The sequence below is a fragment of the Curtobacterium sp. SORGH_AS_0776 genome (assembly GCF_031453355.1).
Lineage (GTDB): Bacteria > Actinomycetota > Actinomycetes > Actinomycetales > Microbacteriaceae > Curtobacterium.
In genome coordinates, this window is record NZ_JAVIYU010000001.1 from 2,664,130 (window position 1) to 2,691,065 (window position 26,936).

At 73.9% G+C, this 26,936-nt stretch carries 26 protein-coding genes; 13 read left to right on the plus strand and 13 right to left on the minus strand.

The genetic code is table 11. The annotated features are described in order from the left end of the window. Positions 1-15 precede the first annotated feature (15 nt). From QE359_RS13160 to phoA, 8 genes are all read left to right on the plus strand, one after another. Complete coding sequence (locus tag QE359_RS13160) at positions 16-705, plus strand: ABC transporter permease (protein ID WP_309780432.1); 690 nt, start codon at positions 16-18, stop codon at positions 703-705. Further along, positions 702-1,580 (plus strand): ABC transporter permease, encoded by an 879-nt coding sequence (locus QE359_RS13165; protein ID WP_309779536.1) that lies wholly within the window; start codon positions 702-704, stop codon positions 1,578-1,580. The genes QE359_RS13160 and QE359_RS13165 overlap by 4 nt, the downstream gene beginning before the upstream one ends. Continuing rightward, a complete protein-coding gene (locus QE359_RS13170; RefSeq protein ID WP_309779537.1) occupies positions 1,577-3,373 on the plus strand; it encodes an ABC transporter ATP-binding protein in 1,797 nt (598 codons plus the stop codon). Before QE359_RS13165 ends, QE359_RS13170 begins: the two co-directional genes overlap by 4 nt. Next, positions 3,370-5,409, plus strand: coding sequence for a CocE/NonD family hydrolase (locus tag QE359_RS13175; RefSeq protein WP_309779538.1), 2,040 nt, complete (start codon positions 3,370-3,372; stop codon positions 5,407-5,409). The genes QE359_RS13170 and QE359_RS13175 overlap by 4 nt, the downstream gene beginning before the upstream one ends. After that, the gene (locus QE359_RS13180) at positions 5,406-6,059 is read left to right on the plus strand and encodes a TetR family transcriptional regulator C-terminal domain-containing protein (RefSeq protein WP_309779539.1); all 654 of its coding nucleotides are present in this window, start codon (positions 5,406-5,408) and stop codon (positions 6,057-6,059) included. Before QE359_RS13175 ends, QE359_RS13180 begins: the two co-directional genes overlap by 4 nt. Before the next feature lie 29 nt (positions 6,060-6,088). Next, entirely contained in the window at positions 6,089-6,502 is a 414-nt protein-coding gene (locus QE359_RS13185; RefSeq protein ID WP_071294649.1) for an SIP domain-containing protein, read from the plus strand. Between the two features lie 109 nt (positions 6,503-6,611). After that, positions 6,612-7,109, plus strand: a complete 498-nt coding sequence (locus QE359_RS13190; protein WP_070418937.1) for a Dps family protein — start codon at positions 6,612-6,614, stop codon at positions 7,107-7,109. Between the two features lie 169 nt (positions 7,110-7,278). After that, positions 7,279-8,970 (plus strand): alkaline phosphatase, encoded by a 1,692-nt coding sequence (phoA, locus tag QE359_RS13195; protein WP_309779541.1) that lies wholly within the window; start codon positions 7,279-7,281, stop codon positions 8,968-8,970. Between the two features lie 41 nt (positions 8,971-9,011). On the opposite strand, the gene QE359_RS13200 is transcribed toward phoA, so the two are convergent. The 5 genes from QE359_RS13200 to QE359_RS13220 all read right to left on the minus strand — a co-directional run bounded on the left by QE359_RS13200 (position 9,012) and on the right by QE359_RS13220 (position 14,759). Then, on the minus strand, positions 9,012-9,674 hold the full coding sequence (locus tag QE359_RS13200) for a response regulator transcription factor (RefSeq protein WP_071294651.1): 663 nt from the start codon (positions 9,672-9,674) through the stop codon (positions 9,012-9,014). Then, positions 9,671-11,011, minus strand: a complete 1,341-nt coding sequence (locus QE359_RS13205) for a histidine kinase (protein WP_309779542.1) — start codon at positions 11,009-11,011, stop codon at positions 9,671-9,673. Before QE359_RS13205 ends, QE359_RS13200 begins: the two co-directional genes overlap by 4 nt. Next, positions 11,008-11,715 (minus strand): VTT domain-containing protein, encoded by a 708-nt coding sequence (locus tag QE359_RS13210; RefSeq protein WP_309779543.1) that lies wholly within the window; start codon positions 11,713-11,715, stop codon positions 11,008-11,010. Before QE359_RS13210 ends, QE359_RS13205 begins: the two co-directional genes overlap by 4 nt. A gap of 120 nt (positions 11,716-11,835) precedes the next feature. Then, entirely contained in the window at positions 11,836-13,344 is a 1,509-nt protein-coding gene (rfaE2, locus tag QE359_RS13215) for a D-glycero-beta-D-manno-heptose 1-phosphate adenylyltransferase (protein ID WP_309779544.1), read from the minus strand. Continuing rightward, complete coding sequence (locus QE359_RS13220; protein ID WP_309779545.1) at positions 13,341-14,759, minus strand: aldehyde dehydrogenase family protein; 1,419 nt, start codon at positions 14,757-14,759, stop codon at positions 13,341-13,343. Before QE359_RS13220 ends, rfaE2 begins: the two co-directional genes overlap by 4 nt. Before the next feature lie 133 nt (positions 14,760-14,892). Here QE359_RS13220 and QE359_RS13225 point away from each other — a divergent pair, with 133 nt between their 5' ends. Continuing rightward, positions 14,893-15,987, plus strand: a complete 1,095-nt coding sequence (locus QE359_RS13225; RefSeq protein ID WP_309779546.1) for a glycosyltransferase family 9 protein — start codon at positions 14,893-14,895, stop codon at positions 15,985-15,987. A gap of 83 nt (positions 15,988-16,070) precedes the next feature. On the opposite strand, the gene QE359_RS13230 is transcribed toward QE359_RS13225, so the two are convergent. From QE359_RS13230 to QE359_RS13260, 7 genes are read right to left on the minus strand one after another with little or no spacing between them, the layout of a single operon-like run. Further along, complete coding sequence (locus QE359_RS13230; protein WP_309779547.1) at positions 16,071-16,775, minus strand: SDR family oxidoreductase; 705 nt, start codon at positions 16,773-16,775, stop codon at positions 16,071-16,073. A gap of 31 nt (positions 16,776-16,806) precedes the next feature. Further along, positions 16,807-18,234 carry a PfkB family carbohydrate kinase gene (locus QE359_RS13235; RefSeq protein WP_309779548.1) on the minus strand — a complete coding sequence of 476 codons (1,428 nt, stop codon included), beginning with the start codon at positions 18,232-18,234 and terminating at the stop codon, positions 16,807-16,809. After that, on the minus strand, positions 18,231-18,854 hold the full coding sequence (locus QE359_RS13240) for an SIS domain-containing protein (protein WP_309779549.1): 624 nt from the start codon (positions 18,852-18,854) through the stop codon (positions 18,231-18,233). The genes QE359_RS13235 and QE359_RS13240 overlap by 4 nt, the downstream gene beginning before the upstream one ends. Further along, positions 18,851-20,191: a glycosyltransferase gene (locus QE359_RS13245; RefSeq protein WP_309779550.1), complete on the minus strand. Its 1,341-nt coding sequence runs from the start codon at positions 20,189-20,191 to the stop codon at positions 18,851-18,853. Before QE359_RS13245 ends, QE359_RS13240 begins: the two co-directional genes overlap by 4 nt. Then, positions 20,188-21,189 (minus strand): glycosyltransferase, encoded by a 1,002-nt coding sequence (locus QE359_RS13250; RefSeq protein ID WP_309779551.1) that lies wholly within the window; start codon positions 21,187-21,189, stop codon positions 20,188-20,190. Before QE359_RS13250 ends, QE359_RS13245 begins: the two co-directional genes overlap by 4 nt. A 52-nt stretch (positions 21,190-21,241) precedes the next feature. After that, positions 21,242-22,321, minus strand: a complete 1,080-nt coding sequence (locus QE359_RS13255) for a glycosyltransferase family 9 protein (protein WP_309779552.1) — start codon at positions 22,319-22,321, stop codon at positions 21,242-21,244. Next, positions 22,318-22,869, minus strand: a complete 552-nt coding sequence (locus tag QE359_RS13260) for an HAD-IIIA family hydrolase (protein WP_071294660.1) — start codon at positions 22,867-22,869, stop codon at positions 22,318-22,320. Before QE359_RS13260 ends, QE359_RS13255 begins: the two co-directional genes overlap by 4 nt. 100 nt (positions 22,870-22,969) lie before the next feature. On the opposite strand from QE359_RS13260, the gene QE359_RS13265 reads away from it, so the two are divergent. The 3 genes from QE359_RS13265 to QE359_RS13275 all read left to right on the plus strand — a co-directional run bounded on the left by QE359_RS13265 (position 22,970) and on the right by QE359_RS13275 (position 25,497). Further along, complete coding sequence (locus QE359_RS13265; RefSeq protein WP_309779553.1) at positions 22,970-23,953, plus strand: glycosyltransferase family 9 protein; 984 nt, start codon at positions 22,970-22,972, stop codon at positions 23,951-23,953. Positions 23,954-24,003: 50 nt separating this feature from the next. Then, complete coding sequence (locus QE359_RS13270) at positions 24,004-24,360, plus strand: PRC-barrel domain-containing protein (protein WP_070418952.1); 357 nt, start codon at positions 24,004-24,006, stop codon at positions 24,358-24,360. Positions 24,361-24,477: 117 nt separating this feature from the next. Then, on the plus strand, positions 24,478-25,497 hold the full coding sequence (locus QE359_RS13275) for an SGNH/GDSL hydrolase family protein (RefSeq protein WP_309779554.1): 1,020 nt from the start codon (positions 24,478-24,480) through the stop codon (positions 25,495-25,497). Here QE359_RS13275 and QE359_RS13280 read toward each other — a convergent pair. After that, positions 25,449-26,357 (minus strand): universal stress protein, encoded by a 909-nt coding sequence (locus QE359_RS13280; RefSeq protein ID WP_309779555.1) that lies wholly within the window; start codon positions 26,355-26,357, stop codon positions 25,449-25,451. The genes QE359_RS13275 and QE359_RS13280 overlap by 49 nt on opposite strands. 115 nt (positions 26,358-26,472) lie before the next feature. Here QE359_RS13280 and QE359_RS13285 point away from each other — a divergent pair, with 115 nt between their 5' ends. Then, on the plus strand, positions 26,473-26,925 hold the full coding sequence (locus QE359_RS13285) for an NUDIX domain-containing protein (RefSeq protein WP_309779556.1): 453 nt from the start codon (positions 26,473-26,475) through the stop codon (positions 26,923-26,925). Positions 26,926-26,936: the final 11 nt, after the last annotated feature.

The following is a 26,936-nucleotide window of genomic DNA, read 5'->3' on the forward strand; positions in this document are numbered from 1 at the left end:
ATCGCCGTCCCCGCGATGGTCGTGGGCGTCACACTGTCCCTCGCGCTCGGCGTCATCGCCGGGGTCCGCCGCGGCCGTGCGTCGGACCGGGTGATCTCGATCGTCAGCCTCGTCGTGATGAGCGTGCCGGAGTTCATGGTCGCCACCGTGCTCGTGCTGCTCTTCGCGATCGGGCTGCCGCTCTTCCCCGCTGTCGTCCTGCGCGGCAGCGACGCCACGGTCGGCGAGCTCCTGCCGACGATCTGGCTGCCGATCATCGTGCTGACCCTGGCGATGGCCGCGTACATCGTCCGGACCGCCCGTTCCTCGACGATCGACGTGATGGCGTCCGAGTTCGTGACCACCGCGGAGCTGAAGGGCCTGACGATGCGCCGGGTCGTCTGGAAGCACGCGGTCCCGAGCGCGCTCCTGCCGACGCTCAACGTCGTGGCGCTCAACGTGGCCTGGCTGCTCGGCGGCGTGGTCGTCGTCGAGAACGTCTTCAACTACCCGGGCATGGGCAAGCTCATGCTCGAGTCCGTCTTCAACCGCGACCTGCCGACGATCGAGGCGATCGCGCTCCTCAGCGCCCTCGTCTACGTCGTGTGCAACCTCGCGGCCGACCTCGTCGCGCTGGTGCTCGACCCGAAGCTCCGCACCCGACAGCGACGGGCGCGCACCCGGAGCCGCGCCGGCGCACGCCCCACCCGGAAGGCAGCAGCATGACCGCCATCGCCCCGCGTTCCCGGAACGTCATCGGCGCAGCCGTCGCCCCCCTGCGCAGCTCCACCGCGCTGGCCATCGGCCTCGGCCTGATCGCGCTGCACCTCGTGCTCGCCGTCCTCGCCCCGGTCATCGCCGGCCACGACCCGGTGGCGACGAACTCCGCCGACGTGCTCGCCGGCCCGACGTGGACGCACTGGCTCGGCACCGACCAGTACGGCCGCGACATCCTGTCCCGGACGCTCAACGGCGGCCGCTACGCCCTGCTCGTGACCTTCCTCGCGACGACGATCGCCGTGGCGGTCGGCACCGTCCTCGGCTGCGTCACCGCGTACGCCGACAACTGGTTCGACGAGGTCGTCATGCGGATCGTGGACGCCCTGCTCAGCGTGCCGTCGATCCTCGCGCTCCTCGTCGTCGTCACCGTGTTCGACGCCGGGCTCTGGGTGATCGTCCTCGCCGTGACGATCGTCTACGCGCCCGCCGTGACCCGGGTGGTGCGCGGCGCGGCGAGGACGGTGATCACGCAGGACTACGTCACGGCCGCGCGCGCCCGGGGCGAACGCTCCCTCTCCATCGTGTTCCGCGAGATCCTGCCGAACGTCCTCGACGTGGTCCTCGTCGAGTACGCGATGCGTGCCTCCTGGATCGTGCTGCTCGTGGCGTCGCTGTCGTTCCTCGGCTTCGGCGCGAACCCGCCGACACCGGACTGGGGGCTCATGGTCCAGGAGAACCGGACCGCCCTCACGGTCGTGCCCCTCGGCACGCTCGCGCCCATCGTGGCGCTCGCGACCCTGGTGGTCGGCCTCAACCTCGCGGCCGACGGGCTGAGCAAGTCGCTCGGTGTCGACCGCGCGACGAAGGGAGTCGGCGCGTGAGCATCGTCCAGGTCGACCGCCTCGCGATCTCGTACGCCGCCGGCAAGCGCTCCGTGCCGGTCGTCCGCGGTGTCTCGTTCGCCATCGAGGCGGGACGGACCCTCGGGCTCGTCGGCGAGTCCGGCAGCGGCAAGTCCACCGTCGCCCGCACCCTGCTCGCGCACCTCCGGACCGGCTCCCGCATCGAGCACGGCACGGTGCACGTCGACGGCGAGGACGTCTTCGCCCTCTCGCCTGCCGGCCGACGGGCGCTCCGTGGCGGCACCGCATCGGTGGTCGCGCAGAACGCCGGGCAGGCACTCACGCCGTCGATGCGCGTCGGCGAGCAGATCCGCGAGGCACTCCGCGCCCACGGCGAGCCCGACGGCCCCGAGCGTGTGCTCGAGCTCGTCCGGCTCGTGCGGCTGCCGTCGCCGGAGACGATCGTCCGCCGGTACCCGCACCAGCTCTCCGGCGGGCAGCAGCAGCGCGTCGCGATCGCGATGGCCGTGGCGGCGCGCCCCCGTGTGCTCGTCCTCGACGAGCCCACCACCGCCCTCGACGTGGTCACGCAGGCCGCCGTGCTCGACCTCGTCGCCGACCTCGGCCGCGAGCTCGGCATGGCCGTCCTGCTCGTCAGCCACGACCTCGGGGTCGTGTCCGCGATGGCCGACGAGATCGCAGTGATGCGCGACGGCGAGGTCGTCGAGCACGCCGAGACGGCGGCGCTCTTCGCCGCCCCGCAGCACGAGTACACGCGCGCCCTGCTGGCCGCGGTGCCGGACGGCCGCCGGCCAGGAGGAACGGACCACGTGCCCGAGACGGCGACCGTCTCGTCGGCGGTCGCCTCCAGGGCCGGCCGGACCGTTCCTCTCCCCACCGGCACGGCCGGCCCGCCGCTGACGCGTCGCGCCGGAACCGGCGGCGTGGGCCCAGAACCGCTCGTCCGTCCCGTGGTGACCGCCGAGGACCTGGTGATCCGCTACGGACGCGCCCTGCAGGCCGCCGTCGACGGCGTCTCGTTCACGATCGCGCCGCGCGAGACGCTCGCCGTCGTGGGGGAGTCCGGCAGCGGCAAGTCGACGCTCGCGACGGCCCTGGCCGGCCTGGTCCCGGCCGAGTCGGGCACGTTCTCGTTCGACGACGGGACCGTGAGCGGGGACCTGCGCGAGCCGATCGCCGGACGGTCCCCGGACCTCCGTCGTGCGGTGCAGCTCGTGTTCCAGAACGCCGACACCTCGCTGAACCCCCGCCGGACCGTCGGGGCAGCCATCGCGCGGCCGCTGAAGCTGTTCACCGGTTCCTCGTCGCGCGAGCGCGTCGGGGAACTGCTCTCCCAGGTCGGGCTCGGGCCGGAGTTCGCTGACCGGCTGCCAGCGCAGCTCTCCGGCGGGCAGCGGCAGCGTGTCGGGATCGCCCGGGCCCTCGCCGCCGAGCCGCGCCTGGTCATCGCCGACGAGATCACGACCGCGCTCGACGTGCAGGTGCAGGCGGGGATCCTGGCGCTGCTCGCCGACCTGCAGCGCGAGCGCGGGCTGAGTTGCCTGTTCATCAGCCACGACCTCGCGGTGGTGCGCGGCGTGGCCGATCGCGTCGCCGTGATGACCGGCGGCCGCATCGTCGAGATCGGCCCGACCGAGGCCGTGTTCGGCGGCCCGAACCACCCGTACACGGCGACGCTCCTCGCGGCGACGCTCGAACCCGGCAGCACCGAGCTGCCCGACGTCGGCGACGGCGTGCCGCGGTGGCGCGAGGCTCCGGGCTGGACCGACCGCGGTGACGGACACCTGACCCGGAACTGGGAGGACGCATGACCGGCTTCACCGCACTCGGAGTGGACCCGGCCCTGCCCGACGGTGTGACCGTCCGCGACGAGTGGATCCCGATGCCCGACGGCGTCCGGTTGCACACGAGGATCTGGTCCCCGGCGGCACCCGACGGCCCCGTGCCGGTGCTGCTCGAGTACCTGCCCTACCGGCTCGACGACTGGACCGCGCCGCGGGACTCCGAGCGGCACCCCTGGTACGCGCAGCACGGGTACGCCTCGGTGCGGGTGGACATCCGCGGGACCGGCTCGTCGGACGGGTTCTTCGACGACGAGTACAGCGAGCAGGAACTCCGCGACGGCGAGACCGTGATCGCCTGGCTCGCCGCACAGGAGTGGTCGACGGGTGCCGTCGGGATGTTCGGCATCTCGTGGGGCGGGTTCAACGCGCTGCAGCTCGCGGCCCGCGCACCCGAGGCACTGAAGGCGATCGTGACGGTGTGCTCGACCGACGACCGGTACGACAACGACGTGCACTACGTCGGCGGTGCGGTGCTCGGGATCGACATGGCGGCGTGGGGTGCGACGATGTTCGCGTTCAACTCGCGGCCGCCGCGGCCCGAGGTGGTCGGCTCCGGCTGGGTCGACCGGTGGCGTGACCGCCTCGATGCGAACCGCCCGATGACGCCCGTGTGGCTGTCCCACCAGGAGCGCGACGACTACTGGCGGCACGGCAGCGCCGCGGAGGAGTACGGGAAGATCGGCGCCGCGGTCCTCGCGGTCGGCGGCTGGGCCGACCCGTACCGCGATGCCGTGCTCCGGCTCGTGGCCAACGTGGACGCCCCGGTCAAGGGGATCGTCGGACCGTGGTCCCACCAGTACCCCGACCGGGGGCTCGCGCCCGGGCCGTCGATCGGCTTCCTGCAGGAGACCCTGCGGTGGTGGGACCGCTGGCTGCGCGGGGTCGACACCGGCATCGAGCGGGAGCCCGCGCTCCGGGCCTGGATCAACGAGGGCGAGCCGCCGGCGACGTACTACGAGTCGCGCCGCGGCCGGTGGGTCGGTGCCGAGGCCTGGCCGTCGTCGGCCACCGTGTCCCGCACGGTTCCCCTCGCCGGGTTCCGCGGCGGCGCGGACGGCGCGGTCGTCGTCCGGTCGCCGCAACACACCGGTGCCGACGCCGGACGCTTCTTCCCGTTCGGCAACGCCACCGACCTGCCGCCGGACCAGCGCGCTGAGGACGGCCGCTCGGTCTGCTTCGACCTGCCGCTCGACGAGCCGGTCGACGTGCTCGGCACCGTCCTCGTCCACCTCGCCGTGACGAGCGACCAGCCCCGGGCCACCGTGACCGTGCGCCTGTGCGACGTCGCGCCGGACGGGTCGTCGACCCTCGTCACCCGGGGTGTGCTGAACGCCGCGAAGCGCGGCGGGATGGACCGGGACGACCCGCTCGAGCCCGGCGCCGTGGCGTCATTGCCGGTCCGGCTCGTGTCGACCGGTCACCGGTTCGCGGCGGGCCACCGGCTCCGGATCGCCGTGTCGACGTCGTACTGGCCGTGGGTCTGGCCGCACGGCGTCGCACCGACCGTCACGATCGACCCCGCCGGCTCGCACGTCGAGCTCCCGGTCTGGACACGCGCCACCGACGACGGCGTGCGGTTCGAGCAGCCGGCGCGCTCCGAGCCGCTCGCGATCGAACGGGTCGCGCCGACCGAGGTCCTGCCGCAGCGCACCGTCACGCACGACGTCGAGTCGGGGGAGTGGACGCTCGACGTCGACCCCGGGTACGGCGGCGGACGCGTGTACCCGGACGGGCTCGTCTTCAGCGAGGACGCCCGCGAGACCTACCGCATCCGGTCCGACGACCCGACCAGTGCCAGCGCGACGTCCCGCTGGTCGATCGGCCTGGCGAAGCCGGAGTGGGCCGCACGGCTCGAGACCGCCTCCGAGGTCACCGCGGACGCCGACGCCTTCCACGTCCGGAACACCGTGCGGGCCTGGGCCCGGGACGGTGGTCCCGACGTCGCCGAGGTGCTCGTCGCCGAGCACACGTTCATCGACGAGGTGCCGAGGACCTCGGCGTGAGCGGGCCGGAGCAGACACGGGTCCGGCAGCGTCCCGAAGTCCGGCGGGCGATGATCGTCGAGGCGGCACGCGCCGTGATCGTCCGGAACGGCGTCGGCGCGACGGGCCTGCGGGACATCGCCGCCGAGGCGCACGTCTCGGTCGGGACCGTCACGTACCACTTCGGCAGCGTCGCGGAGATCCTCAACGAGGTCGTCGTGCTCGAGACGGAGCGCTTCTACGGGGCGATCGTCGCCGCGGTCGACGCGGAGCCGGACCCCGTCGCCGGCATCCGCATGCTCGTGGAACCGCTGTTCGGGGACACCGAGCAGGTCCGGCAGCACTGGCGGATCTGGTCGGACTACTGGACGGCGGTCGTGCGGCGGCCCGAGGTCGCGGCGGAGTACGCCGAGCGGATCCGCGTGTGGGAGGCCTGCCTGGTCCGCGTCGTCCGTCGAGGCGTCGAGGCGGGGGTGTTCACGCCCGCGGAGTCGCCCGAGGTCGTGGCGCTCAAGCTCGCGGCGTACAGCGACGGGGTCGCGACGCAGATCGCGCAGGGGGTGCCGGACCTGACGAACACGGTCGCCCTGTCCTGGATGTGGACCTTCCTCGCCCACGAACTCGGTGTGGCACCTGCGCGTATCGGGGGAACCGCCGCGAGGCCCTTGTGATGAGGTAAGGCTTGCCTTACCGTTGTCGCATGGCACGGACCCGGCGACAGCCCAGCGAACGCATCCTCATCGCCGGCAGTGTCGACGACCTCCCCGAGATGACCCGCATGCTCGAGGACCTGCCCGGGAACGCCTACGGCCAGGTCTTCGTCGAGGCAGCCCTCGCCGAGCAGGTCCGCACGCTCCCGGCGCCCCCGCGCGTCACGGTGACGTGGCTGCTCCGGAGCGCCCGGACGTCAGCGGTGTCACCCCTCGTCTTCGCCGACCACGGCGAGGCCCTCGCGCACGCCGTCACCGGGTGGGCGGCCGAGTGGTGCGTCGCCGACTGCGAACCGCGCACGAGCGTCTGGATCGGCTGCGCCGACAGTCCCTGGGTCGAGCGCGCCCGCTCCGTCGTGCAGATCGAACTGGCCGACGCCGGCTTCGACACCCTCGTCGGCTGACCGGGTGAGGTCAGCCTTCGCTTCCTTGCGGCATACAAGAGAAGCGGGCACTGTTGTCACCATCGGCTCCGCCCCACTCGGGTGGGACCACGAGGCAGGAGGAAACCACATGACCAACACCACCAGCACCACGCCCACCACGTCCCCGTTCTCGACGACGCCGGAGCTCGCCGCTGGGGTGGCGCAGTTCCTCGCCCCCGTCGTGATCGACCTCGAGGCGCTCGTCGTCAACGGCAAGCAGGCGCACTGGCACGTCCGTGGCCGCAACTTCGTCGGCGTCCACGAGCTCCTCGACACCATCGTCGAGCACGCCCAGGAGTGGGCCGACCTCGCCGCGGAGCGCATCGTCGCCCTGGGCCTCCCGGTCGACTCCCGCATCGCCACGGTCGCCGCGAACACCACGATCCCGCCGCTGTCCGAGGGGTTCCAGAACTCCGACGTGACCATCACCGAGGTCATCGCCGAGATCGACGCCGCGCTGCTGCAGGTCCGCCGCGCCGTCGAGGGCCTCGACGAGGTCGACCTCAACAGCCAGGACGTCGTCATCGAGATCGAGCGCGGCCTGACCAAGGACCGCTGGTTCCTGCAGGCGCACCTCGCCGCGTAGACGCGACCCAGGAACGGACGGGAGGCGCGGTGCCAGCTGGCACCGCGCCTCCCGTCTCGCTGTCACCGCGTCTGTTCATCGACCAGACCGGGCCCGTTCACCCGCCTGTACCCACGCACAGCCATCCTCGGATGGCACCCGTTCGGGGCACAGACGAGGGGAACACCCAATGCAGCACACTCCGCAGCGCCGCCGCCGCGCGGCGCTCGCACTCGGCGCCGCGCTCATCGCCGGCGCCGTCGCCCTGCCGGGCGCGGCCGAGGCCGTCGGGCAGCTCGCGCTGAACCAGCACGGCGGCGCACAGCGCCACCAGGGCGACCAGACCCGTTCGATCCAGCAGGAGATCGAGCGGGCCGGCGCGAAGAACGTCATCCTGCTCATCGGCGACGGGATGGGCGACTCCGAGATCACCATCGCGCGGAACTACCAGTACGGCGCGGCCGGTCGGCTCCCGGGCCTCGACGCGCTGCCGCTCACCGGCTCGTACACGACGTACTCCCTGTACAAGGACGGTGCGGACAAGGGCAAGCCCGACTACGTCACCGACTCGGCGGCCTCCGGCAGCGCCTGGGCGACCGGGACGAAGACGTACGACGGCGCGATCTCGGTCGACATCGACGGGAAGCAGCAGCAGACGCTCCTCGAGCTCGCGAAGGCGAACGGCCTCCGCACCGGCGACGTCTCCACCGCCGAGATCCAGGACGCCACCCCGGCGGTCCAGGTCGCCCACGTCGGCGCCCGGTCCTGCTACGGCCCGGACACGGCATCGTGCGGCACGGACGCGCTGCAGAACGGTGGGCTCGGGTCGATCAGCGAGCAGCTGCTGAACACGCGCCCGGACCTCACCCTCGGCGGCGGTTCGGCGAGCTTCCAGCAGACCGCGAAGGCCGGGCAGTGGCAGGGCTCGACGCTCTTCGCCCAGGCTGAGCAGCGCGGCTACCAGGTGGTCTCCGACGCCGACGGTCTCGCCGCCGTCCGTCGTGCGGACCAGTCGAAGCCGCTCCTCGGGCTCTTCACCCCGGGCAACTTCCCGACCCGGTACGCACCCACCACGGCGACCGTCGGCGGGGCGGACCAGGCACCGGTGCAGTGCACGCCGAACCCGGCACGCCTGTCGACCGGGCTGTCGCTGCAGTCGCTCACGAACAAGTCGATCGACCTGCTGAACCGTGACCGTGGGAAGACCGGCAAGGGCTTCTTCCTGCAGGTCGAGGGCGCGAGCATCGACAAGCAGGACCACGCCGCCGACGCCTGCGGCCAGATCGGCGAGACGATCGACTTCGACGAGGCCGTGCAGTCCGCACTCGCCTTCGCGAAGAAGGACGGCAACACGCTCGTCATCGCCACGGCAGACCACGCCCACTCGAGCCAGATCGTCGACAGCACGCCGCCGACCTCGCTCTCCACGGCGCTCCGCACCTCGGACGGCACCACGATGAAGGTCTCGTACGGCACCTCCGCCGCGGGCAGCTCGCAGCAGCACACCGGCACGCAGGTCCGCATCGCGGCGTACGGCCCGGGTGCCGCGAACGTCGTCGGGCTGTCGGACCAGACGGACACGTTCTTCACCATCCGCGACGGGCTCCGGCTGCACGACGACCTCGCGGCACTGTCGCGTGGCGCCCGGATCGACCTGTCCGTCGGTGCACCGCGTCCGAACCAGCGCGTGACGCTCACCGGGTCGCGGTTCGCCGGTGACCGCCAGGTGCGGGTCGCGGTTGGTTCGACCGACCTCGGCACGGTGGACGTCATCGACGGCACGGCGACGGTGGCGTGGAAGGCGACGTCGGGGAAGTCGACGATCACCTTCACCGGCGTGCAGTCCGGCAAGCAGGCCTCGAAGCAGGTCCGGGTCCGCTAGCCTCCTCGGCTCGGTCGACACGGCCTGGTGGCACCGGTCCCTCAGGGGGCCGGCGTCACCAGGCCGGTCTCGTACGCCAGCACCACCGCGTGCACCCGGTCCCGCAGCTGCAGCTTCGCCAGGATCCGGCCGACGTGCGTCTTCACCGTCTGCTCGGCGATGTAGAGCTCCGCCGCGATCTCCCCGTTCGACCGGCCCCGAGCCAGCAGCAGGAACACGTCGCGCTCCCGTTCGGTCAGCACCTCGAGCACCTCGGTCCGGGGTGCGGCCGGGAGCGGGCCCGCGACGAACGCCTCGACGAGGTGGCGGGTCACCCGCGGCGCCAGCAACGAGTCGCCCGCCGCGACGGTCCGGACCGCCTGGACGAGCTCGTCGGCGCTGGCGTCCTTGAGCAGGAACCCGCTCGCCCCGGCACGGAGGGCGTCGAACACGTAGTCGTCGATGTCGAACGTCGTGAGCATGACGACCCGCACGGGCTGCGTGGCCGGGGCGGCCGTGATCCGTCGGGTCGCCTCGATCCCGTCGAGTTCGGGCATCCGGACGTCCATGAGCACGACGTCGGGTCGGAGCCGCAGTGCCTCGACGACCGCTTCGGCGCCGTCCGACGCCTCGCCCACGACCTCGACGTCGTCCTGGGCCTGGAGGATCGCCCGCAGTCCCATGCGGAACATCTGCTGGTCGTCCACCACCATCACACGCGTCATCGGGTTCCTCGGGCGGGCGGGGCCGTGTTCGGGCGGGCGGGCGGGGCCGTGTTCGGGCGGGCGGTGCTTGGGTGGGCGGTGCTCGGCTGGGCGGTGCTCGGCTGGGCGGGCAGGGTCACGGCGACCCGGAACCCGCCGTCCGGGAGCGGCCCGTGCTCGATCGTCCCGCCGAGTGCCGACACGCGCTCCCGCATGCCGGCGAGCCCGAACCCGCCGTCGTCCGGGGGAGCGGCGGGGACGGTGCCGGCGGGTGGCGCGGCGTTGGCCACCTCGACCGCCAGCAGGGCGCCACGCCGGGCGACCGTCACGATCGTGTCGGCGCCGGGAGCGTGCCGCGCGACGTTCCCGAGGGCCTCCTGCACGACCCGGTACGCGCTCAGCTGTGCCAGCCGGTCGTCCCCGTCGTCGGGTGCGTCGTCGTCGAGGTGGAGCTCGACCGGGATCCCGGCGGCCCGCGTGGCCTGCACGAGCGCGGGGAGGTCGGCGAGCCGGGGCTGCGGCGCCCGTTCGGCCGAGCCGTCGCCGCGGAGGGTGCCGAGCAGTTGCCGCATCTCGCGGAGCGCCGTCCGCGAGGTCTCGGCGATCGCCGCGAACTCGGCACGTGCTGCCGGCGGGAGGTCGGCCACGCGGAACGGCGCCGACTCGGCCTGCATGTGCACGACGGACATGCTGTGCGCCACGACGTCGTGGAGTTCGCGGGCGATCCGGGAGCGTTCCTCGACCGACCGGCGGCGGGCCTGCTCGAGTTCGGCGTCGCGGCGGGCCTCGGCGAGCTCCACCCGGACGGCCCGGCGCTGCCCGATCGCCACGGCCGTCCCGGCGAGGAGCAGGTCGCTGCCGGCGGAGACGACGAAGGTCGCGGCCCAGACGTCGGCCGGGTCCCACCGACCGGGGACCACCGCGACCAGGCCGAGCGTGAGCACCGTCGCAGCGGTCCAGACAGCCGCGGTGAGTCGCCAGTCCGTCCGGACGCCGAGCACGACGAGGAGCGCGCCGACGCCGATGATGGCGGTGACCGGGAGCGGCCACGGACCGGCCGGCGACCCGGCGGTGAGCAGCCCGAGGGCCGCCACCCCCGCCAGGTGCACCACCGAGGACGTCCGCGGCAGCACGGGAGCGAGCCCGAGCGAGACGGAGAGCACCGCGGTCACGAGCAGCGCGAGCGGGACGGGCACGTCGTACACGGCGACCGTCACGGGTGCGGCCACCGCGAAGAGCGTCGCGGCGACGACGACGAGCACGATCCGGGCGGCGACGACGGGCCAGGTCGCCCACTCCCGGCGCGTCGACCACGGCCGGCGTCGGCGCGGCGTCGCGGGTGGGACGTGGGCGGTCACGGTCGTGCGCTCCCTCCGGAGTGGGCGAGGTGCGGGGCGGTGCGGGCGGCGTCGAGGACCGCTGCCCGGGCGTCCGCGCGGTCGTCCGCCCGGGCGGCTGCTCGGGCCTCCCGCTTCCGGGTGACTCTACCGATGACCCGGTCGACGGCGATCCCCAGTCCGGCGGCGACCACCATCGAGACCAGTGCTGCGACGAGCGGCTCGTGCAACACGCTCGACGCCGCGAGGGCGATCCCGATCGAGGTGGCCGACCACGCCAGACCGGCGACCGAGCTGATCGCGAGGAACCGGCGGTAGGGGAGCCGGGTCGCACCGGCGGACATGTTCACCGCGACGCGTCCGACGGGGATGTACCGACCGACGAGGATGAGGCTCGCGGACCGCCGTCGCATCTGGCGCTCGGCGAACGCGAACGCCGCGGCGATCCTCGGACGCCGGGACCGCGCGAGGCGGCCGAGTCCGATCCGACGGCCGATCCAGTAGGCGACGGAGTCCCCGGCGACCGCGCCGAGTGCGGCGGCCGCGAGGACCCCGGCGAGGACCGGCTGGCCGGAGGTCGCGGCGATGGCGGCGACCGCGACGAGGGCGGCCTCGCTCGGCACGGGTGGGAAGAAGCCGTCCACCAGGCAGAGCGCGAAGAGGACGACGAAGACGAGCGGGCTGGCCGCCAGCTCGACGACGAGCGGGGTGATCTGGTCGAACACGGTGGCTCCCTCCGCCGACGGACCTCGTCGACGGGTTCGACGCTACGGAGCGTGCGACCGGCTGCCATCCCGCGCGGGTCTCGACCACCCCCTACCGCGGTATGACTTCCCCCTGACGGGTCACGGTGTCGCCTCGGGGTCCGTCCGCGCGGCCTCGGTCGCTGCGGCCGCCTCGCGGATCCGTCGGACGACGGCGGTCGTGGAGTGCTCGGGCACGTAGTCGACCATGACGACCTCGCCGCCGTAGCCCTGCACCACCGCGGTCTCGCGCAGCATCTCGGGGGAGTAGTCGCCACCCTTCACGTAGACCTCGGGGTGCAGCCGTTCGATGAGCGGGATCGGGGTGTCGGTGGCGAAGACCGTCACCAGGTCGACGCACGCGAGGGCGGCGAGGACACCCGCCCGGTCCTCGGCCGGGTTGATCGGCCGCTCCGGACCCTTCAGACGCCGGACGGAGTCGTCGTCGTTCAGGGCGACGACGAGCAGGTCGCCCAGGTCCCGAGCCTGCCGGAGGTACGTCGTGTGCCCGCGGTGGACCACGTCGAAGCAGCCGTTCGTGAACACGATGCGTCGTCCGGCCTCCCGCGCGGCGTCCACCGCGGCGGCGAGCTCGTCGTGGTCGACGACGGTCGCGGCCGGCGCGGTCACCGACTCCAGCAGCGCCGCGGCCGAGCACACCGAGGTCCCGGCCTCGCGAACGACCACGTCGGCTGCCGCCTGGGCGACCGACACGGCGTCGCGGAGCGGGGCGTGCACGGCGAGCGCCACCGTGGCAGCGGCGCAGAAGGTGTCGCCGGCACCGGAGGCCTGCTGCTCCGACGCGGGGACCGCCCGCGTCCGGAAGCCACCGTCAGAACCCGGCTCGACCAGGACCGTGCCGTCGCGGTCCAGCGTCACGACCGCCGCACGTGCGCCGGTCCGTCGGAGCACCTCGTGCCGGGCGTCCACGACCGCGGACGCCCGGTCCGGGCCGGTCCCGAGCGGCGCACCGAGCAGGGCGGCCGCCTCGCCGGCGTTGGGCGTCACGAGGTCGGGCCGGAGCGCCGCCCAGCGGGTGAGGTCGTGCGCGTCGACGACGACCGCGGTGGGACGATCGGCGTCGAGCACGGGGACGACGTCGGCCGGGTCCACCCCGAGGCCGTAGTCGCAGACGACCGCCGCGTCGGCGCACCGCAGGGCGCGGGCGACGGCCTCGGCCAGCCGGACGCCGTGCTCGGCGGTGGGCTCCGCGGCGATCTCGTCGACGCGGACGACGACCCGGTCGCCGCCGACGACCCGCGACTTCGTCGTGGTGCGGGTGCCGGGGACGACGACCATGCAGGACGTGTCCACCCCGGCGGCGTCGAGGCGTTCGCGGAGCACGGCGCCGGCCTCGTCGTCACCGAGCAGTCCGACCATCCGGACGCGGGCGCCGAGTGCGCGGGCGTTCACCGCGGTGTTCGCCGCGCCACCAGGGACCGCCACGGTCTCCGTCACGCGGACCACCGGGGCCGGGGCCTCGCGCGAGACCCGCTCGGCCTCGCCGACGGTCCAGCGGTCGAGGATGCAGTCGCCGATGACGACGACGAGCGGCTCGCGGTCGTCGACCGTGGCGACGAGGTCCCGGACGAGCCGGACGTCGACGCTCACCGGGCACCCCCGGCCGGCGGGGCCGCCTCGAGGTGCACGACGGTCGTGGTGGTGAGCTCGTCGAGCAGGTGCGGGCCGTACCCGAACCCGGCACCGGAGGCACCCCGGGGCTGCGCGCTGCCACCCGGGGCGCCACCGAAGACGGCGTTCACCTTCACTGTGCCGACGGGGAGTTCCGCGGCCGCACGCAGGGCGTGTCCGGTGTCGTTCGTGAGCACCGTCGCCGCGAGGCCGTAGCGGTCGGCTGCCGCGAGCCGCAGGCCCTCGTCGAAGTCCTCGACGACGCGTACCGGTGCGATCGGCCCGAAGGTCTCCTCGGTCATGACGAGCATGTCGTCGGTGACGCCGGTGAGCACGGTCGCGGGGTAGAAGGCGCCCGGGCCGTCCGGTGTGGCACCGCCGGTGCGCGCCGACGCCCCACGCTCCAGCGCGTCGTCGACGTGCGACTGCACGGTGCGCCGGAGCCGGTCGTCGACGAGCGGCCCGTACTCCGCGGCCGGGGCCGACGTGCGCCGCTCGGCCTCGGCGACGAGCGCGGTCACGAACGGCTCGGCGATCGCGCGGTGCACGTACACCCGCTCGACGCTCGTGCAGATCTGGCCGGTGTTCGCGAAGGCGCCGAGGGCGACCTGGGCCGCGGCCCACACCGGGTCGACGTCGGCGTCCACGACGACCGCGTCGTTCCCGCCGTTCTCCCGGACGACGTGGGCACGGGTCCGCACCGCAGCCTCGGAGAGCCGGTCACCGGTCGCGGTCGAGCCCACGTGCGCGTACACGTCGATGCCGTCCTGTGCGAGGAGCAGCTCACCCGTCGCGCCGTCGCCGTCCACCCCGACGAGGACGCCGTCCGGCAGGACCTCGGCGAGCAGGGCGTTCAGCCGTGCGATCGTCGCGGGGGAGCGCTCGCTGCCCTTGTGCACGACCGTGTTGCCGGTGACGATCGCGGCGCCGAGGATCCCGCACGCCACGGCGACCGGGTCGTTCCACGGGGTCAGCGCGAGCACCACGCCGCGGGGGTGCGGCACCGACCAGTCGGCAGCGCCGAACGCGCCGCGCAGGGCCTCGCCGCGGTGCACGGGTCCGAGCTCGGCGTACTGGACGAGCGTCCCGACCCCGGCCTCGACCCCGCCGAGCGCGTCGCCGGGGACCTTGCCGGTCTCCCGGGTGTTCAGGTCAGCCAGCTCCTGGGCGTGCGCGCGGACGTGCGCGGCCGCCGCGTGCAGCAGCGCACCGCGCTCGGCCGGCGCGGTGCGTGCCCATGCCGGGGCAGCGGCGCGTGCGCGGGCGACCGCGTTCCGGACGTCGTCCGGGGACGATCGCACCACGGTGGACGCGACCGTCCCGTCGGTCGGGTCGGTCACCACCAGCGCGTCGTCTCGATCGGTCTCCGTCGTGAGCGGGGCTTCGAGCGTCATGGGGTCCTTCCGGGAGAGAAGCGGGAGTCGAACGCTGCTCGACCGTGGCTGGACACGTTCCCGGGATCGCGCTTCTCGTCCATCCGGTCTGCCGCTGGACACCTCCGCGGCGTCGGCCCGGTAGACGAGAGTGGTGCAACTGATCGGCAACGGTGGAGAACGGTTCGACGGCGTCCGGGAGATCGCGGTGCTCCGCGGCGGCGGGTTGGGGGACCTGATGTTCGCCGTCCCGGCGATCGAGGCCCTCGCCGCGGCGTACCCGGAGGCTCGGGTCACCCTGCTCGGCGTACCACTCGCCCGCAGTGTCCTCGACGGGCGCACCGACGCGGTGCACGCCTTCGAGGAACTCCCCGTCGTGCCGGGCGTGCGGGAGTCCGGCGAAGGGGCGCCGAGCCTCGCGGACTTCGACGCGAGGACACACGGCCGGTTCGACCTCGCTGTCCAACTGCACGGCGGCGGCCGGAACTCGAACCCGTTCCTCCTGCGGCTCGGTGCCTTGCACACCGTCGGGACCGCCACCGAGGACGCCGAGGTCCTGGAGCGGTGGGTCCGCTACGTCTACTACCAGCACGAGGTCCTGCGCGGGCTCGAGGTCGTCTCGCTCGCCGGTGCCGCACCCGTCACGCTCGACCCACGGGTCCGCGTCACCGACGAGGAACGCTTCGCGGTGCGCGAGCGACTCGGGGTGACCGACCGGCTCGTCGCGATCCACCCGGGCGCCACCGACCCGCGCCGACGATGGAGCCCGGAGCGCTTCGCCGCCGTCGCCCTGGCACGGCTCCGCGCCGGCGACGACGTCGTCCTGGTCGGCGACGCGACGGACGTCCCCGCAGCCGGCGCGATCCGCGCGGCGCTGCCCGACGAGCTCGCCGACCGGCTGCACGACCGCACGGGGGAGCTCCCGCTCAGCGACCTGCCGGCCGTGCTCGCGGCCGCGGACGTGCTGGTCGGGAACGACTCCGGTCCGCGGCACCTCGCCCTGGCGGTCGGGACGGCGACCGTGGGGGTGTTCTGGTTCGGCAACGTCGTCAACGCGGGGCCCGTCGACCGTGGACGGCACCGCGTGCACCTGTCGTACGTGACGCGGTGTCCGGTCTGCGGCATCGATGTGACGCAGGTGGGTTGGACGGCCGAACGCTGCGAGCACGACCCGTCGTATGTGGACGAGGTGGAGCCGGCAGCGGTGCTCGCGGACGTCGCGGACCTGCTCGCGACGACGCGTCGCTGACGCGACCTCCAGCGGGGTGACAGCGGGGACGGGAGGGACGGTGCCGACCGGCACCGCGCCTCCCGTCCGTCACACAGCGCCGTCTACGGCCAGCTCGGCTCCGTCGCCGGCATGATCGACATCTCGCGGATCTCGCAGCCGGCCGGCTGCGACAGCGCGAACAGGATCGCGTTCGCCACGTACTCGGGCTCGATGAGCTGCGCGCCCGGACCGGGCTTGTACTGCTCGGTGCGGTCCGCGAAGAAGCTCGTGCGCATACCGGCGGGGATGATGTTCGTCACGCCGACGCTGCCGCCCGTCTCGGCGGCGAGCGCCTGCGAGAACCCGCGGACGCCGAACTTCGACGCCGAGTAGGCGGTGCCGTCGCCCACGCCGCGGAGGGCGAGCGAGGACGAGATCGTCACGACACGGCCGTGCGTCGCCTCGAGCGCCGGCAGTGCGGCACGGACCACTGCGGCGGTCCCGAGCAGGTTGACGGCGACGATGCGCTCCCAGTCCCCGGAGGAGATCCCGCCGATGGGCGCCGGCTTGTCGATCCCGGCCGCGGTGACGACGGCGTCGAGACCGCCGTGCCGTTCCGCAGCGTCGCGCACGGCGCGCTCCGTTGCCTCGGTGTCCGTCACGTCGACCGCGACCGCGTCGGTGCCCTCGGGCACGGCGTCGACCCGCAGGTCGAGGACGATCGGGGTGCCGCCGGCCTCGGCGACCGCCTGGACGACGGCGGCTCCGAGTCCGGAGGCGCCGCCGGTGACGAGGACACGGCCGATGGGGGTGGTGGGGACGGGCATGGACTTCCTTCCGTAGGGGGTCTGGGGGTGCTCAGCCGACGTGCTCGAGCGCGGCGGCGAGGCGGGTCGTCGAGCGGCCGGGGTGGAACGGGACCGTGACCACGCGGCCGCCCCACTCGCCGAGGGTGGCCGTCTCGGGCAACTCGCTCGCGGTGTAGTCGCCGCCCTTCGCCCACACGTCGGGTCGGAAGCGGCGCAGGGCCTCGTCGGGCGTCTGCTCGTCGAACACGACGACGGCGTCGACGCAGTCCAGCGCGAGCAGGAGTTCGACGCGGTCGTCCTGGGTCATGATCGGTCGGTCGGGACCCTTGAGCGCCCGGACCGAGTCGTCCGAGTTCAAGCAGACGACCAGGCAGTCGCCGAGGGCGCGGGCGGCGGAGAGGGTGCGGGCGTGCCCGGCGTGCAGCAGGTCGAAGCAGCCACCGGTCGCGACCACCGTCCCCCCGGCACTCCGGACGTCGTGCACGACGCGCATCGCGTCGCGGTCGGCTCCGGGAACGCGCACGGGTGCGGGGCCCTCGTCCGCGAGGAGTGCGGTCACTCCTCCGGCAGCGAGGTACTCGGACGCGGCGGCGACCCCGGCGGAGACGGCGTCGGTGACGTCGGAACCGGACGCGAGCGCCACGGCGACGCTCGCAGCGAGTCGGTCTCCGGCACCGCAGGGGTCGCCGGCGGTGACGGACGGAGCGGGCACGAAGCGGTTGCCGGAACGACCGACCGCGACGAGGGCGCCCCGGTCGCCGAGCGTCACCGCCACGGCGTCGACACCCCAGCGCGTGACCAACGCTTCTGCGGCTTCGGTCGCGAAGGGCACGCCGTGACCGCCGATGTCGGTGAAGCCCCGCGCCTCGGCCTGGTTCGGCGTCGCCACCGCGATCCCGGCGACGGGCTCGGCACCCTTGGGGTGCGGGTCCCACACTACGGGGACGCGGTCTGCGGTCCGGGCGATCGCGCTGCGCAGGCCCGGCGCGGCGGCGACACCGCGGCCGTAGTCGGCGACGACCACGGCGTCGACGGTTTCCAGCGCGGCCACCATGTCCGGTGTGACCTCCGGCACGGGTGGGGTGGCGCACCCCTCGTCGATGCGGACGAGGGCGTGGTCGACGACGCGCACGCGGGTCTTCACCGGGGTGGGCGCGCCGGACGGGCCGGCCACCACGGTGACGTCGGGCAGCAGGGACCGGATCTCGTCGGCTCGGCCGTCGTCGCTCAGCACGGTGACCAGGGTGACGTCGTGTCCGTCCCGGGCGAGCATCGTCGCGACGAGGCCGGCACCCCCGGCTCGTCGGTCGTCCGTACGGACGTCGACCACCGGCACCGGGGCGTCCGGGCTGAGGCGCTCGCTGGTACCGGAGACGTCGACGTCGAGCAGGGTGTCCCCGACCACGGCGATCCGGAGTCGGGTGGTGCTCTCGGAGGCGCCGGTGCCCGGCCGCAGCCGGCGGGCGTCCGCGCTCATCGCCGTCCGCCCCGGCGGAGGGCGGGCTCCATGGCGCGGCAGAGCGCGTGCACGAGCACGAGCTGTGCCTCCTGCACGTTCGCGGACGGCCCGTCGATGCAGATCGCGTCGTCGACCGCCTCGGCGAGGGGGTTCGGACGCGGGCCGGTCATCGCGATGGCCTTCGCGCCGACCGCCCGTGCCGCGGCTGCCGCACGGAGCAGGTTCGGGCTCTTCCCGCTGGTCGAGAGCAGCACGACCACGTCCCCGGCGCGGGCGTGCGCCGACACCTGCCGGGCGAACACCTCGTCGTAGCCGTAGTCGTTGCCGATGGCCGTCACGGCCGACGACTCGGCGTGGAGCGAGATCGCGGAGTAGGCGGGCCGGTCCCCGTCGAACCGCCCGGTCAGCTCCGACGTCAGGTGCTGCGCCTCGGCGGCCGAGCCACCGTTCCCCGCGGCGAGGAGCCGTCGTCCGGCGACGAGCCGCGCAGCGATGTCGTCCGCCCAGTCGGCGATGCGGTCCTTGTGGTCGACGAGCGACGCGATGACGGGGACGGAGGCGGCGACGTGGTCGAGGACCACCCGTGCGCTGTCCGTCGCGGTGTGCTCGTCGAGCCCGGTCTGCTGGTCGATGGTCATCGTGCGGTCCTCTCCGTCGGCTGCGCGGCGCGGGCGACCCGGCCGGCGTCGGTGCTGCGCGTGCGTGCGGTGGTGCGGGGGCGTGCGGGGGCGGTGGCCGCGGTGACGCCGGTCGTCCCGGCGAGGAGTCGCTCGTAGACGCGCTCGCTGTCCGCGGCGACCTTCTGCCACGTGTACCGGGCGTCTGCGCGTTCCCGGCCGGCACGCCCGTAGGCCTCGCGCCGGTCCGGATCGTCGAGCAGCGCACCGACCGCCTGGGCGACCGCGTGCTCGTCGCGCGGTGGCACGTGCAACCCCGTGGCGTCCTCCAGCACGGTGTCGATGAGTCCGCCGACGCTCGAGGCCACGACGGGTCGGCCGCACGCCATCGCCTCGAGCGGCACGATGCCGAACGGCTCGTACCACGGGGCGCACACGACGACGTCGGCACTGCGGTAGACGGCGGGCATGTCGTGCTGGCCGAGCTGGCCCCGGAACGTCACGTGGTCCCGGACGCCGAGCTCCCGCGCCAACGCATCGAGCCGCTGGTACTCCGGGTCGTCCGGCAGATCGGCGCCGGCGACACCGGCGCCGCCGACCACGACGAGTTCGACGTCGCGTCCGGCGTGCACGAGTTCCGCGAGCGCGGCGATGGTCGTGCCGACGCCCTTGCGTCGGACGAGGCGGGACGCTGACAGCACCCGGAACGGACGCTGCCGCTCCTCGACGGCTCCGTCCGGTCGGAACACCGTCGTGTCGACGCCGCACGGGACGACCGAGATGCGCTGGAGCGGCACACCGAGGGTCTTGAGCTCGAAGGCCTCGTCGGAGCAGGTCGCGACGACCTGGTCGACGCTCCGGCCGACGGCGGGTTCGATCCACTCGCGCTCGGCCGGACTGGTGTCCGCCGAACCCTGGTGCCGACGCTTCACGACACCGAGCGCGTGGAAGGTCTGCGCGACGGGGATCCGGATGCCCCCGGTGCGGGCCTGCACCTGGGCGACGGCCTCGAGCGCGGCGTGTCCGGACATCCAGAAGTGCCCGTGCACGACGTCCGGCCGGTCGACGAACCACTCGGCGGCGAGGACGGACGCGAACGTGCTCATGTAGGGGAACAGGTCGTCCTTGGGGACGTGCCGTGCCGGACCGGCATCGACGTGCACGACCTCGACCCCGGGCCGGAGCGGGACCCGCACGGGCTGCCCCGCGTCGTCGCGCCGGGTGTAGACGGTGACCTGGTGGCCGCGGTCGGCCAGCGCACCGGACAGTTCCGCGACGTGGACGTTCTGACCGCCCGCGTCGACCCCGCCGAGGACCGCGAGCGGACTCGCGTGCTCGGACACCATGGCGATCTTCATCGCAGGCTCCCTTCGAGAGCGGCTCGGGCCGCTCGGTTCGTGCGCCCCCCGCGCGTGACCACGTCGTCGAGCAGGTCGTCCCAGTCGGCCAGGTACCGTCCGAGCGCGTGTCGCGCCAGGGCGGCTTCGCGTGCCACGGCCCCGCGGCGACGTGCTTCGTCGGGGTCCTCGAGCAGGGTCCTGGAGTCGCGGACCAGCTCCTCGACGTCGGTCGAGATCGCGCCCGCCTCGGCCGGGACCGTGCGGGCCGCGTCCGTCGTCGCCAGGACCAGGACCGGCATCGCCAGGTGCATCGCCTCGATGAGCGACAGGCCGAGTGACGTCCACCGGTTGGGGTGCACGTAGGCGCGGCGCTCCGCGAGCGCGGCGTGCATCGGGTCGGACGGGACGTCGCCGAGCGCGACCACACCGTCACCGAACCCGAGCTCCGGCAGCCGTTCGGTGCCGATGCCCCACACGTCGACCGGCGCCACCGAGGCGAAGCGGGGGAGCAGGTCCGTCCCGACGACACGGTTCCGTCGGGCGGGCTCGTTGATCACGACGCCGAAGCGGTCGAGCGCACCGGTGTAGAGCGGTCCGGGGTCGACGACGCCGTGCTCGATGACGGTCGTACGGGTCGTCCCGCAGTCCCACATGAGCGCATTCCAGTGCGTGACGTGCGCGATGGTGAGGTCGTCGCGGTCCCGGAACGGGTGCAGGCTGTTCGGCACGTCAGTCCGCGGTGCGTTGTGCTCGACGAAGACCACGGGCACCTCGCGACCGCCGAGCAGGCGTCGTGCGTGTTCGAGTTCCTCGGTCCGCTGCAGGACGACGACGTCGACCTCGGCGGCCGCGACGTCTGCCGGGTCGATCTCGATCGCCGAGTCGGGCCAGTCGCGGCCGCCACGGCCGAGGCCCCACGCGTCGCGCTCGACGTTCGTCGGGATGAGGTAGTCGTGCGGGCCGCGGACGAAGGCGTCCATCCAGCCGCCGTGCACGTGCCACACGAGGATCCGCATGCAGGGCCTTCCGGTCGGGAGGAGAAGAACAGGAGGAGGAGCAGTCCGGAAGCTACGCAGCTCCTTCTGGCGTGCTCCGCAGACTTCTCCGGACCATCCGGGAAGCGCGGTCGAGCAGCCGCCGATGCGCTTCGAGGACGTCCTCGATGCGCACGGAGGACAGACACGGGTGGCCCGGCACCGGGCACTCGCGCGCTCGGCTGAGGCGGCACGGAGCCCCCTGGTCGCCGAGCAGTTCGACGAGCGGTGCGTCCGGCGCCCACTTGACGGCAGGGACCACCGGCGAGAACAGGCTGACGATCGGCACGCCCACCGCTGCGGCGAGGTGCGCCGGCCCCGTGTTGCCCACGACGACGACCTCGGCACCGGCCAGGACCGCCGCGAGCTCGGCCGGCGTGGTGCGTCCGCCGAGGTCGATCGCGGTGTCGCCGGCGACCCGCGCCGTCAGGGCACGTTCGCCCGGCGAGCCCGTGACGACGACGGCGGTGCCCTGCGCCGCGTACGCGGCGACGAGGGCCCGGTGACGGTCCTCCGGCCAAGCGCGGGCCGGGACGCTCGCGCCGGGGTGCACGACCACGTACCGGTCCAGCCCGGCCACCTCGGCAGGCGGGGCGACGTCGAGACGCACGCCGAGCCTCCTGGACGCACCCGACGGCAGTCGGAACCCGGCGGCCTCGGCGATGCGGAGGGCGCGCTCGGGTTCCGGGACGTCCTCGGGGAGGTCCTCGCCGGGTCGGAGCCGCACGTCGAGCAGTGAACCGGGGTGGTCGACGCTCGCGCCGGAGACACGACGGACGCCCGCGAGGCGGAGCAGCAGCGCGACCGGCAGCGGCGACTGGTGGAACGAGGTGAGGACCACGGCCTCGTCCGGCGCCTCCTCGGCGACCAGGGCGCGGAAGTCGGCGAGCAGTGCGTCGTCGATCGGGCGGGCGGTCTCGGTGACCCACGGCGCCGCCCAGACCCGGACCCGGTCCACGCCGGGCAGCAGGTCCGCGGCGGGCGCACCCTGCGGCCCGCACAGCATCGTCACGTGGGACGCGCCGGCGGCCACGGCCCGGACGGCGGGCCCGGCGACGAGGACGTCGCCGAACGAGTCGAGCCGGACGACGAGGACCCGGGGTCCGGTCCTCACGAGCGCACCGCCCGCACGTGGTCGAGGACGAGCGCCACGGCGTCCTCGATCGTCGCCGCGACCGTCGGCGCGGCGTCGACCTCCTCCTGCCGGGTGCGCGGCGTCGGGACCAGGACGGCCTGGGCGCCCGCGGCCAGAGCGGCGCCGACGTCCGCGCCGATGTCGCCGACGACCACGAGCTCGGACGGGTCGAGGCCGAGTCGTCCGGCCGCGTCGAGGACCATCCCGGGCCGCGGCTTCCGGCACGCGCAGTCGTCGTCGGCGTCGTGCGGGCAGACGCACCACACGTCGAAGGGTCCGACGAGTTCGTCCACCCGGGCGTTCGTGGCGTCGACCTGCTCGCGCGTCGCCATCCCCTTCGCGATCACCGACTGGTTCGTGACGACCCCGAGCGCCAGCCCTGCGGCACGGGCACGTGCCACCGCTCGACGCGCGCCGGGGACGGGCACCACCCGGTGCGGGTCGGCGTTGTACGGGACGTCGATGACGAGCGTGTCGTCCCGGTCGAAGAGGAGACCGCGCACGGTGCGGTCCGGAGCGAGGGCCATGCTCCTGACGTACCGACCGCGGGCCGGTGACGTGTTCAGGAACAGCCGCGGAACGCGTTCCCGGACGGGCGGGCGGCGGCATCCGTCTACCGTCGGCGCGGTGACCGCCGTCGACACCCTGCCCCCGTCCGACGGGCGCCCCGAGCTGCTCGTCCTCCGCGCCATCAAGCTCGGCGACCTGCTCGTCGCCGTGCCCGCACTGCACGCGCTGCGCCGCGCCTTCCCGGACCACCGGATCTCGCTCGCGACGACGGCCTGGCTGGCGCCCGTCGTGGAGCTCGTACCCGAGGTCGACGTGCACCTCGCCCAGCATGGTCTGGACCACCCGATCGGCGCACCCGCGGGCGCGGTCGACGTGGCCGTGAACCTGCACGGCGCCGGGCCGGAGTCGTCCGACCTCGTCGCCGCGCTCGGTGCCCGTCGGGTGATCGGCCACGCCGACCCCACGAACGGCTTCGACGGACCGGAGTGGCCCGACGCGGTGCACGAGCGCGACCGCTGGGCCGACCTGCTCCGGTGGCACGGGATCGAGGCCGACCCCGACGACGTCGCGATCGCCCGTCCCGACGCGCCGCCGGTCGCCGAGGGTGCCGCGGTCGTGCACGTCGGCGCGTTCCACGGTGCGCGGCACTGGCCGACGGACCGCTTCGCCGCCGTGGTGCGCGGACTGCGCGAGCGCGGCCTCGACGTGGTGCTGACGGGAGGCGCGGACGACGTCGAGCGCGCCGCCGCCGTCGCGCAGGCGGCCGGGCTGGCGCCGGGGGCGGTCCTGGCCGGCGTGCTCGCGCTACAGGACTTCGCGGGCGTGATCGCGGCCGCACGGCTCGTCGTGACGGTCGACACCGGTGCCGCGCACCTCGCGTCCGCCTACGGCGTCCCGTCGGTGGTCGTCTTCGGTCCGGCGCCGCCGGAGGCGTGGGGGCCGCCCGCCTCCGGTCCGCACGTCGTCCTCACCGATGCCTCGGTGCGGCGCGGCGACGTCTTCGCCGAGGACCCGGACCCCGCGCTGCTCGCCATCGGACCCGACGACGTGCTCGCCGCGGTGGACTCGCTCGGCGTGACCGACCCGTCCGAGGCCCGGTAGCGTCGACGGGGAGCGACCCGGACGCGCCGGGTGCTCGCGAGGAGGCGCACGTGTTCGAAGCCGCGAACATCCGGGACTGGATCGGCCTGCCGGTCGTCGACGAGGCGGACGACAAGGTCGGGACGCTCGAGAGCATCTACTACGACACCGCGACGTCCGAGCCTGCCTTCGGCGCGGTGACCACGGGGATGGTCGGCTTCCAGAAGCTCCTGTTCGTGCCCCTGACCGGAGCCCTCGTCGCGCCGAAGCACCTGCGTGTCGCGTACCCGAAGAAGACCATCAAGGCCGCGCCGACGATCGCGACCGACGGCGAGCTCGACGCGTCGCTCGAACCGGAGGTCTACCAGCACTACGGGCTCGAGTACCGCACCGGCAGCGGGGGAGAGCGGCGCCTGGGCCGTCGCTGACCGCGGCGCCCGGTCGGTCGCTGACCGCGGCAGCCGGGTCGACCGGTTAGCCTGGTCCGTCCGACCCGTCCCTGGAGGCCGAACCTGCTCCGCTCCGTCCGCTCGACGCTGCTCGCCGTGGTGGCGGTCTTCGTCGTGCTCGCCGGATCGGTCGCGGGTGGTGGTGCGTCGTCGGCTGCGCCGATGTGGCCGGTCCCGCAGCCCTACCCGGTGACCGGTGTGCCGGCGGAGACGCTCGCGGACATCCCGCCGGGCAGCGAGTACGTCGCGCTCGGCGACTCGTACTCCGCCGGGTACGGGCTGTCCGACCCGACGCACCTGCCGACGAGTGCGTGCGGGCAGTCCGCCCAGGACTACCCGCACCGCATCGCCGCGCGCTTCGGGCTCGCCCTCACCGACGTCACGTGCGGTGGCGCCACGAGCGACGACGTCACGAGCGGCTTCCAGTTCAAGGGTGTGCCCCCGCAGATCCGGTCGCTGTCCGAGCGCACCCGCCTGGTGACGCTGACGATCGGTGGGAACGACGCCGACCTCTTCGGCACGGCGGCGTCCTGCCTCGCGCTCTCGGCGAAGGGCCCGGTGTTCTCCGGTCGCGACGCACCGTCCTGCCGGAGCACGCTCGTGACCGACGGCGAGGACCTGCTCGGCACGAAGATCGAGTCCCGCGTCGCCCTCGGCATCGCCGACACCCTCGCCACGGTCAAGGAGGCCGCGCCGAACGCGACGATCGTCTTCCTCGGGTACCCGGCGATCTTCCCGGACGCCGACCACACGCCGAAGGGCGGCTGCTTCCGGTCCGCCCTCGACCTCGGGACGCTCGCGGGGTCCTTCCCGACGAACTCGTACCCGTTCACGAACACCGACGTGCGGTACCTGCACGGCGTGCAGGAGGCGCTGAACGACGTCTCGGCGTCGGCGGCACGGGCGGCCGGGGTCCGGTTCGTGGACGTGTTCTCGTCCACCCAGGCGCACTCGGCGTGCGCGACGAAGAAGCCCTACGTGTCGGGCGTCTCGCTCGACGGCACCGGCGACCTGCGGCGGATCGACCTCGAGCCGGGCGCCCTGCACCCGAACACGCGAGGCGTCGCCTACCTCACGAAGCGCGTGGCATCCGCTGCGCGCGACCTCGCCGGCTGACCGGTCGCGGCGGGGACCTCCGCGCCGCCGACGTCGTGTGCGCCGTGCGCCGCCCGTGGGACCACGCACACCGGCGATGCCGTCTCCCGCAGGACGTCGTGCAGCACCGACCCCGAGAGCGCCGTCACGTGCCCGAGGCCGAGCACGACGAGCGAGGCACGGCGGGTGTGCGCGGCGATCGCACGGCCCGGGTGCCCCTCGACGAGCAGCGGGTGGAACCGGACGCCGGGGTACCGAGCGGTCAGGGCCGTCGTGACCCGCTGCAGCAGCTCGGCGTTCCGGGTGCGCCACCGCAACGGGTCCTCGGCGAAGTCCGTGAGGCCCGTGCGGGTCAGCACCGGCATCTCCCAGGCACGCAGGAGCGTCACGCGACGGTGGAGTCGGTGCGCCTCGTCGACGGCGATCGCGAGGGCGCGTTCGTCGATCGGCTCCTCGACCGCGAGGACGACGTCGCCGTCGATCGGGTGCGGCCCCTCCGGCACGACGATCGTCGGCACCGCTGCACGTTCGGCGACCCGCGCCGGGTCCCCACCAGCCGTCGAACCGCGCCGGCCACGGAAGGTCCCGACGACGAGCAGGTCGCCACCGTCCGACTCCTCGACGAGTGCCGCGGCGAAGGGCCCGGCGTGCCGACGCACCTCGACCCGGACGTCGGGCATCGCGGTGCGGGCAGCGTCCGCCAGGGCGTCGGCCACGCGCTTGCCGTCCGGTCCGGTGCGCCCTTCGATCGCCGGGTCCACGCCGATGACCCGGATGCGCTCGATGCCCGTGCCGACCCGGGACGTGACCCAGTGCAGGGCTTCCTCGTGCGGCTTCGCCGCGTCGGCGGCCAGTGTGACCGTCGTCCACCGTTCGTCCATCCCGATCGACCTCCTCGTCCGGGGTCCTCCGGGGGCGTCGCCATGGCGCTCCTTGCGCTGCAAACTACTCCCGTTGCCCGCTGTGTCGCCGTTGCCCGCTGTGTAGCCTCGCGCTGTGGTGTTGAGCGCTGGACTCCTGCTGTACCGGGCCGACGACGCCGGCGTGCAGGTCTGGATCGCGCACATGGGCGGGCCGTTCTGGCGGAACCGCCCGCGCGCGTGGTCGATCCCGAAGGGGATCGTCGAGGGGGACGAGGACCCGCTCGACACCGCACGGCGTGAGTTCGCCGAGGAGATCGGGGTCGCCGCACCGGACGGACCGGTGACCGACCTCGGCGAGGTGCGGCAGGCGTCCGGCAAGCGCGTGCGGGTGTTCGCGGTCGACGCCCCGGGCTTCTCGGTCGATCGGGTGCGGTCGAACACGACGCGGATCGAGCTGCCGCGGGGCTCCGGACGGTTCGTCGAGGTGCCGGAGGTCGACGACGCGCGGTGGGTCCCGATCGACGAGGCGCGCTCGATGGTCGTCGCGGGACAGGTCGAGGCGCTGGACCGGCTGACCGCGGAGTGATCGACCATCAC

Coding starts and splice junctions, on each gene's coding strand:
- QE359_RS13160 (WP_309780432.1), top strand. CDS start 16: ATGGTCGTGGGCGTCACACTGTCCCTCGCGCTCGGCGTCATCGCCGGG.
- QE359_RS13165 (WP_309779536.1), top strand. CDS start 702: ATGACCGCCATCGCCCCGCGTTCCCGGAACGTCATCGGCGCAGCCGTC.
- QE359_RS13175 (WP_309779538.1), top strand. CDS start 3,370: ATGACCGGCTTCACCGCACTCGGAGTGGACCCGGCCCTGCCCGACGGT.
- QE359_RS13185 (WP_071294649.1), top strand. CDS start 6,089: ATGGCACGGACCCGGCGACAGCCCAGCGAACGCATCCTCATCGCCGGC.
- QE359_RS13190 (WP_070418937.1), top strand. CDS start 6,612: ATGACCAACACCACCAGCACCACGCCCACCACGTCCCCGTTCTCGACG.
- phoA (WP_309779541.1), top strand. CDS start 7,279: ATGCAGCACACTCCGCAGCGCCGCCGCCGCGCGGCGCTCGCACTCGGC.
- QE359_RS13200 (WP_071294651.1), bottom strand. CDS start 9,674: ATGACGCGTGTGATGGTGGTGGACGACCAGCAGATGTTCCGCATGGGA.
- QE359_RS13220 (WP_309779545.1), bottom strand. CDS start 14,759: ATGACGCTCGAAGCCCCGCTCACGACGGAGACCGATCGAGACGACGCG.
- QE359_RS13230 (WP_309779547.1), bottom strand. CDS start 16,775: ATGCCCGTCCCCACCACCCCCATCGGCCGTGTCCTCGTCACCGGCGGC.
- QE359_RS13235 (WP_309779548.1), bottom strand. CDS start 18,234: ATGAGCGCGGACGCCCGCCGGCTGCGGCCGGGCACCGGCGCCTCCGAG.
- QE359_RS13240 (WP_309779549.1), bottom strand. CDS start 18,854: ATGACCATCGACCAGCAGACCGGGCTCGACGAGCACACCGCGACGGAC.
- QE359_RS13245 (WP_309779550.1), bottom strand. CDS start 20,191: ATGAAGATCGCCATGGTGTCCGAGCACGCGAGTCCGCTCGCGGTCCTC.
- QE359_RS13250 (WP_309779551.1), bottom strand. CDS start 21,189: ATGCGGATCCTCGTGTGGCACGTGCACGGCGGCTGGATGGACGCCTTC.
- QE359_RS13260 (WP_071294660.1), bottom strand. CDS start 22,869: ATGGCCCTCGCTCCGGACCGCACCGTGCGCGGTCTCCTCTTCGACCGG.
- QE359_RS13280 (WP_309779555.1), bottom strand. CDS start 26,357: ATGGACGAACGGTGGACGACGGTCACACTGGCCGCCGACGCGGCGAAG.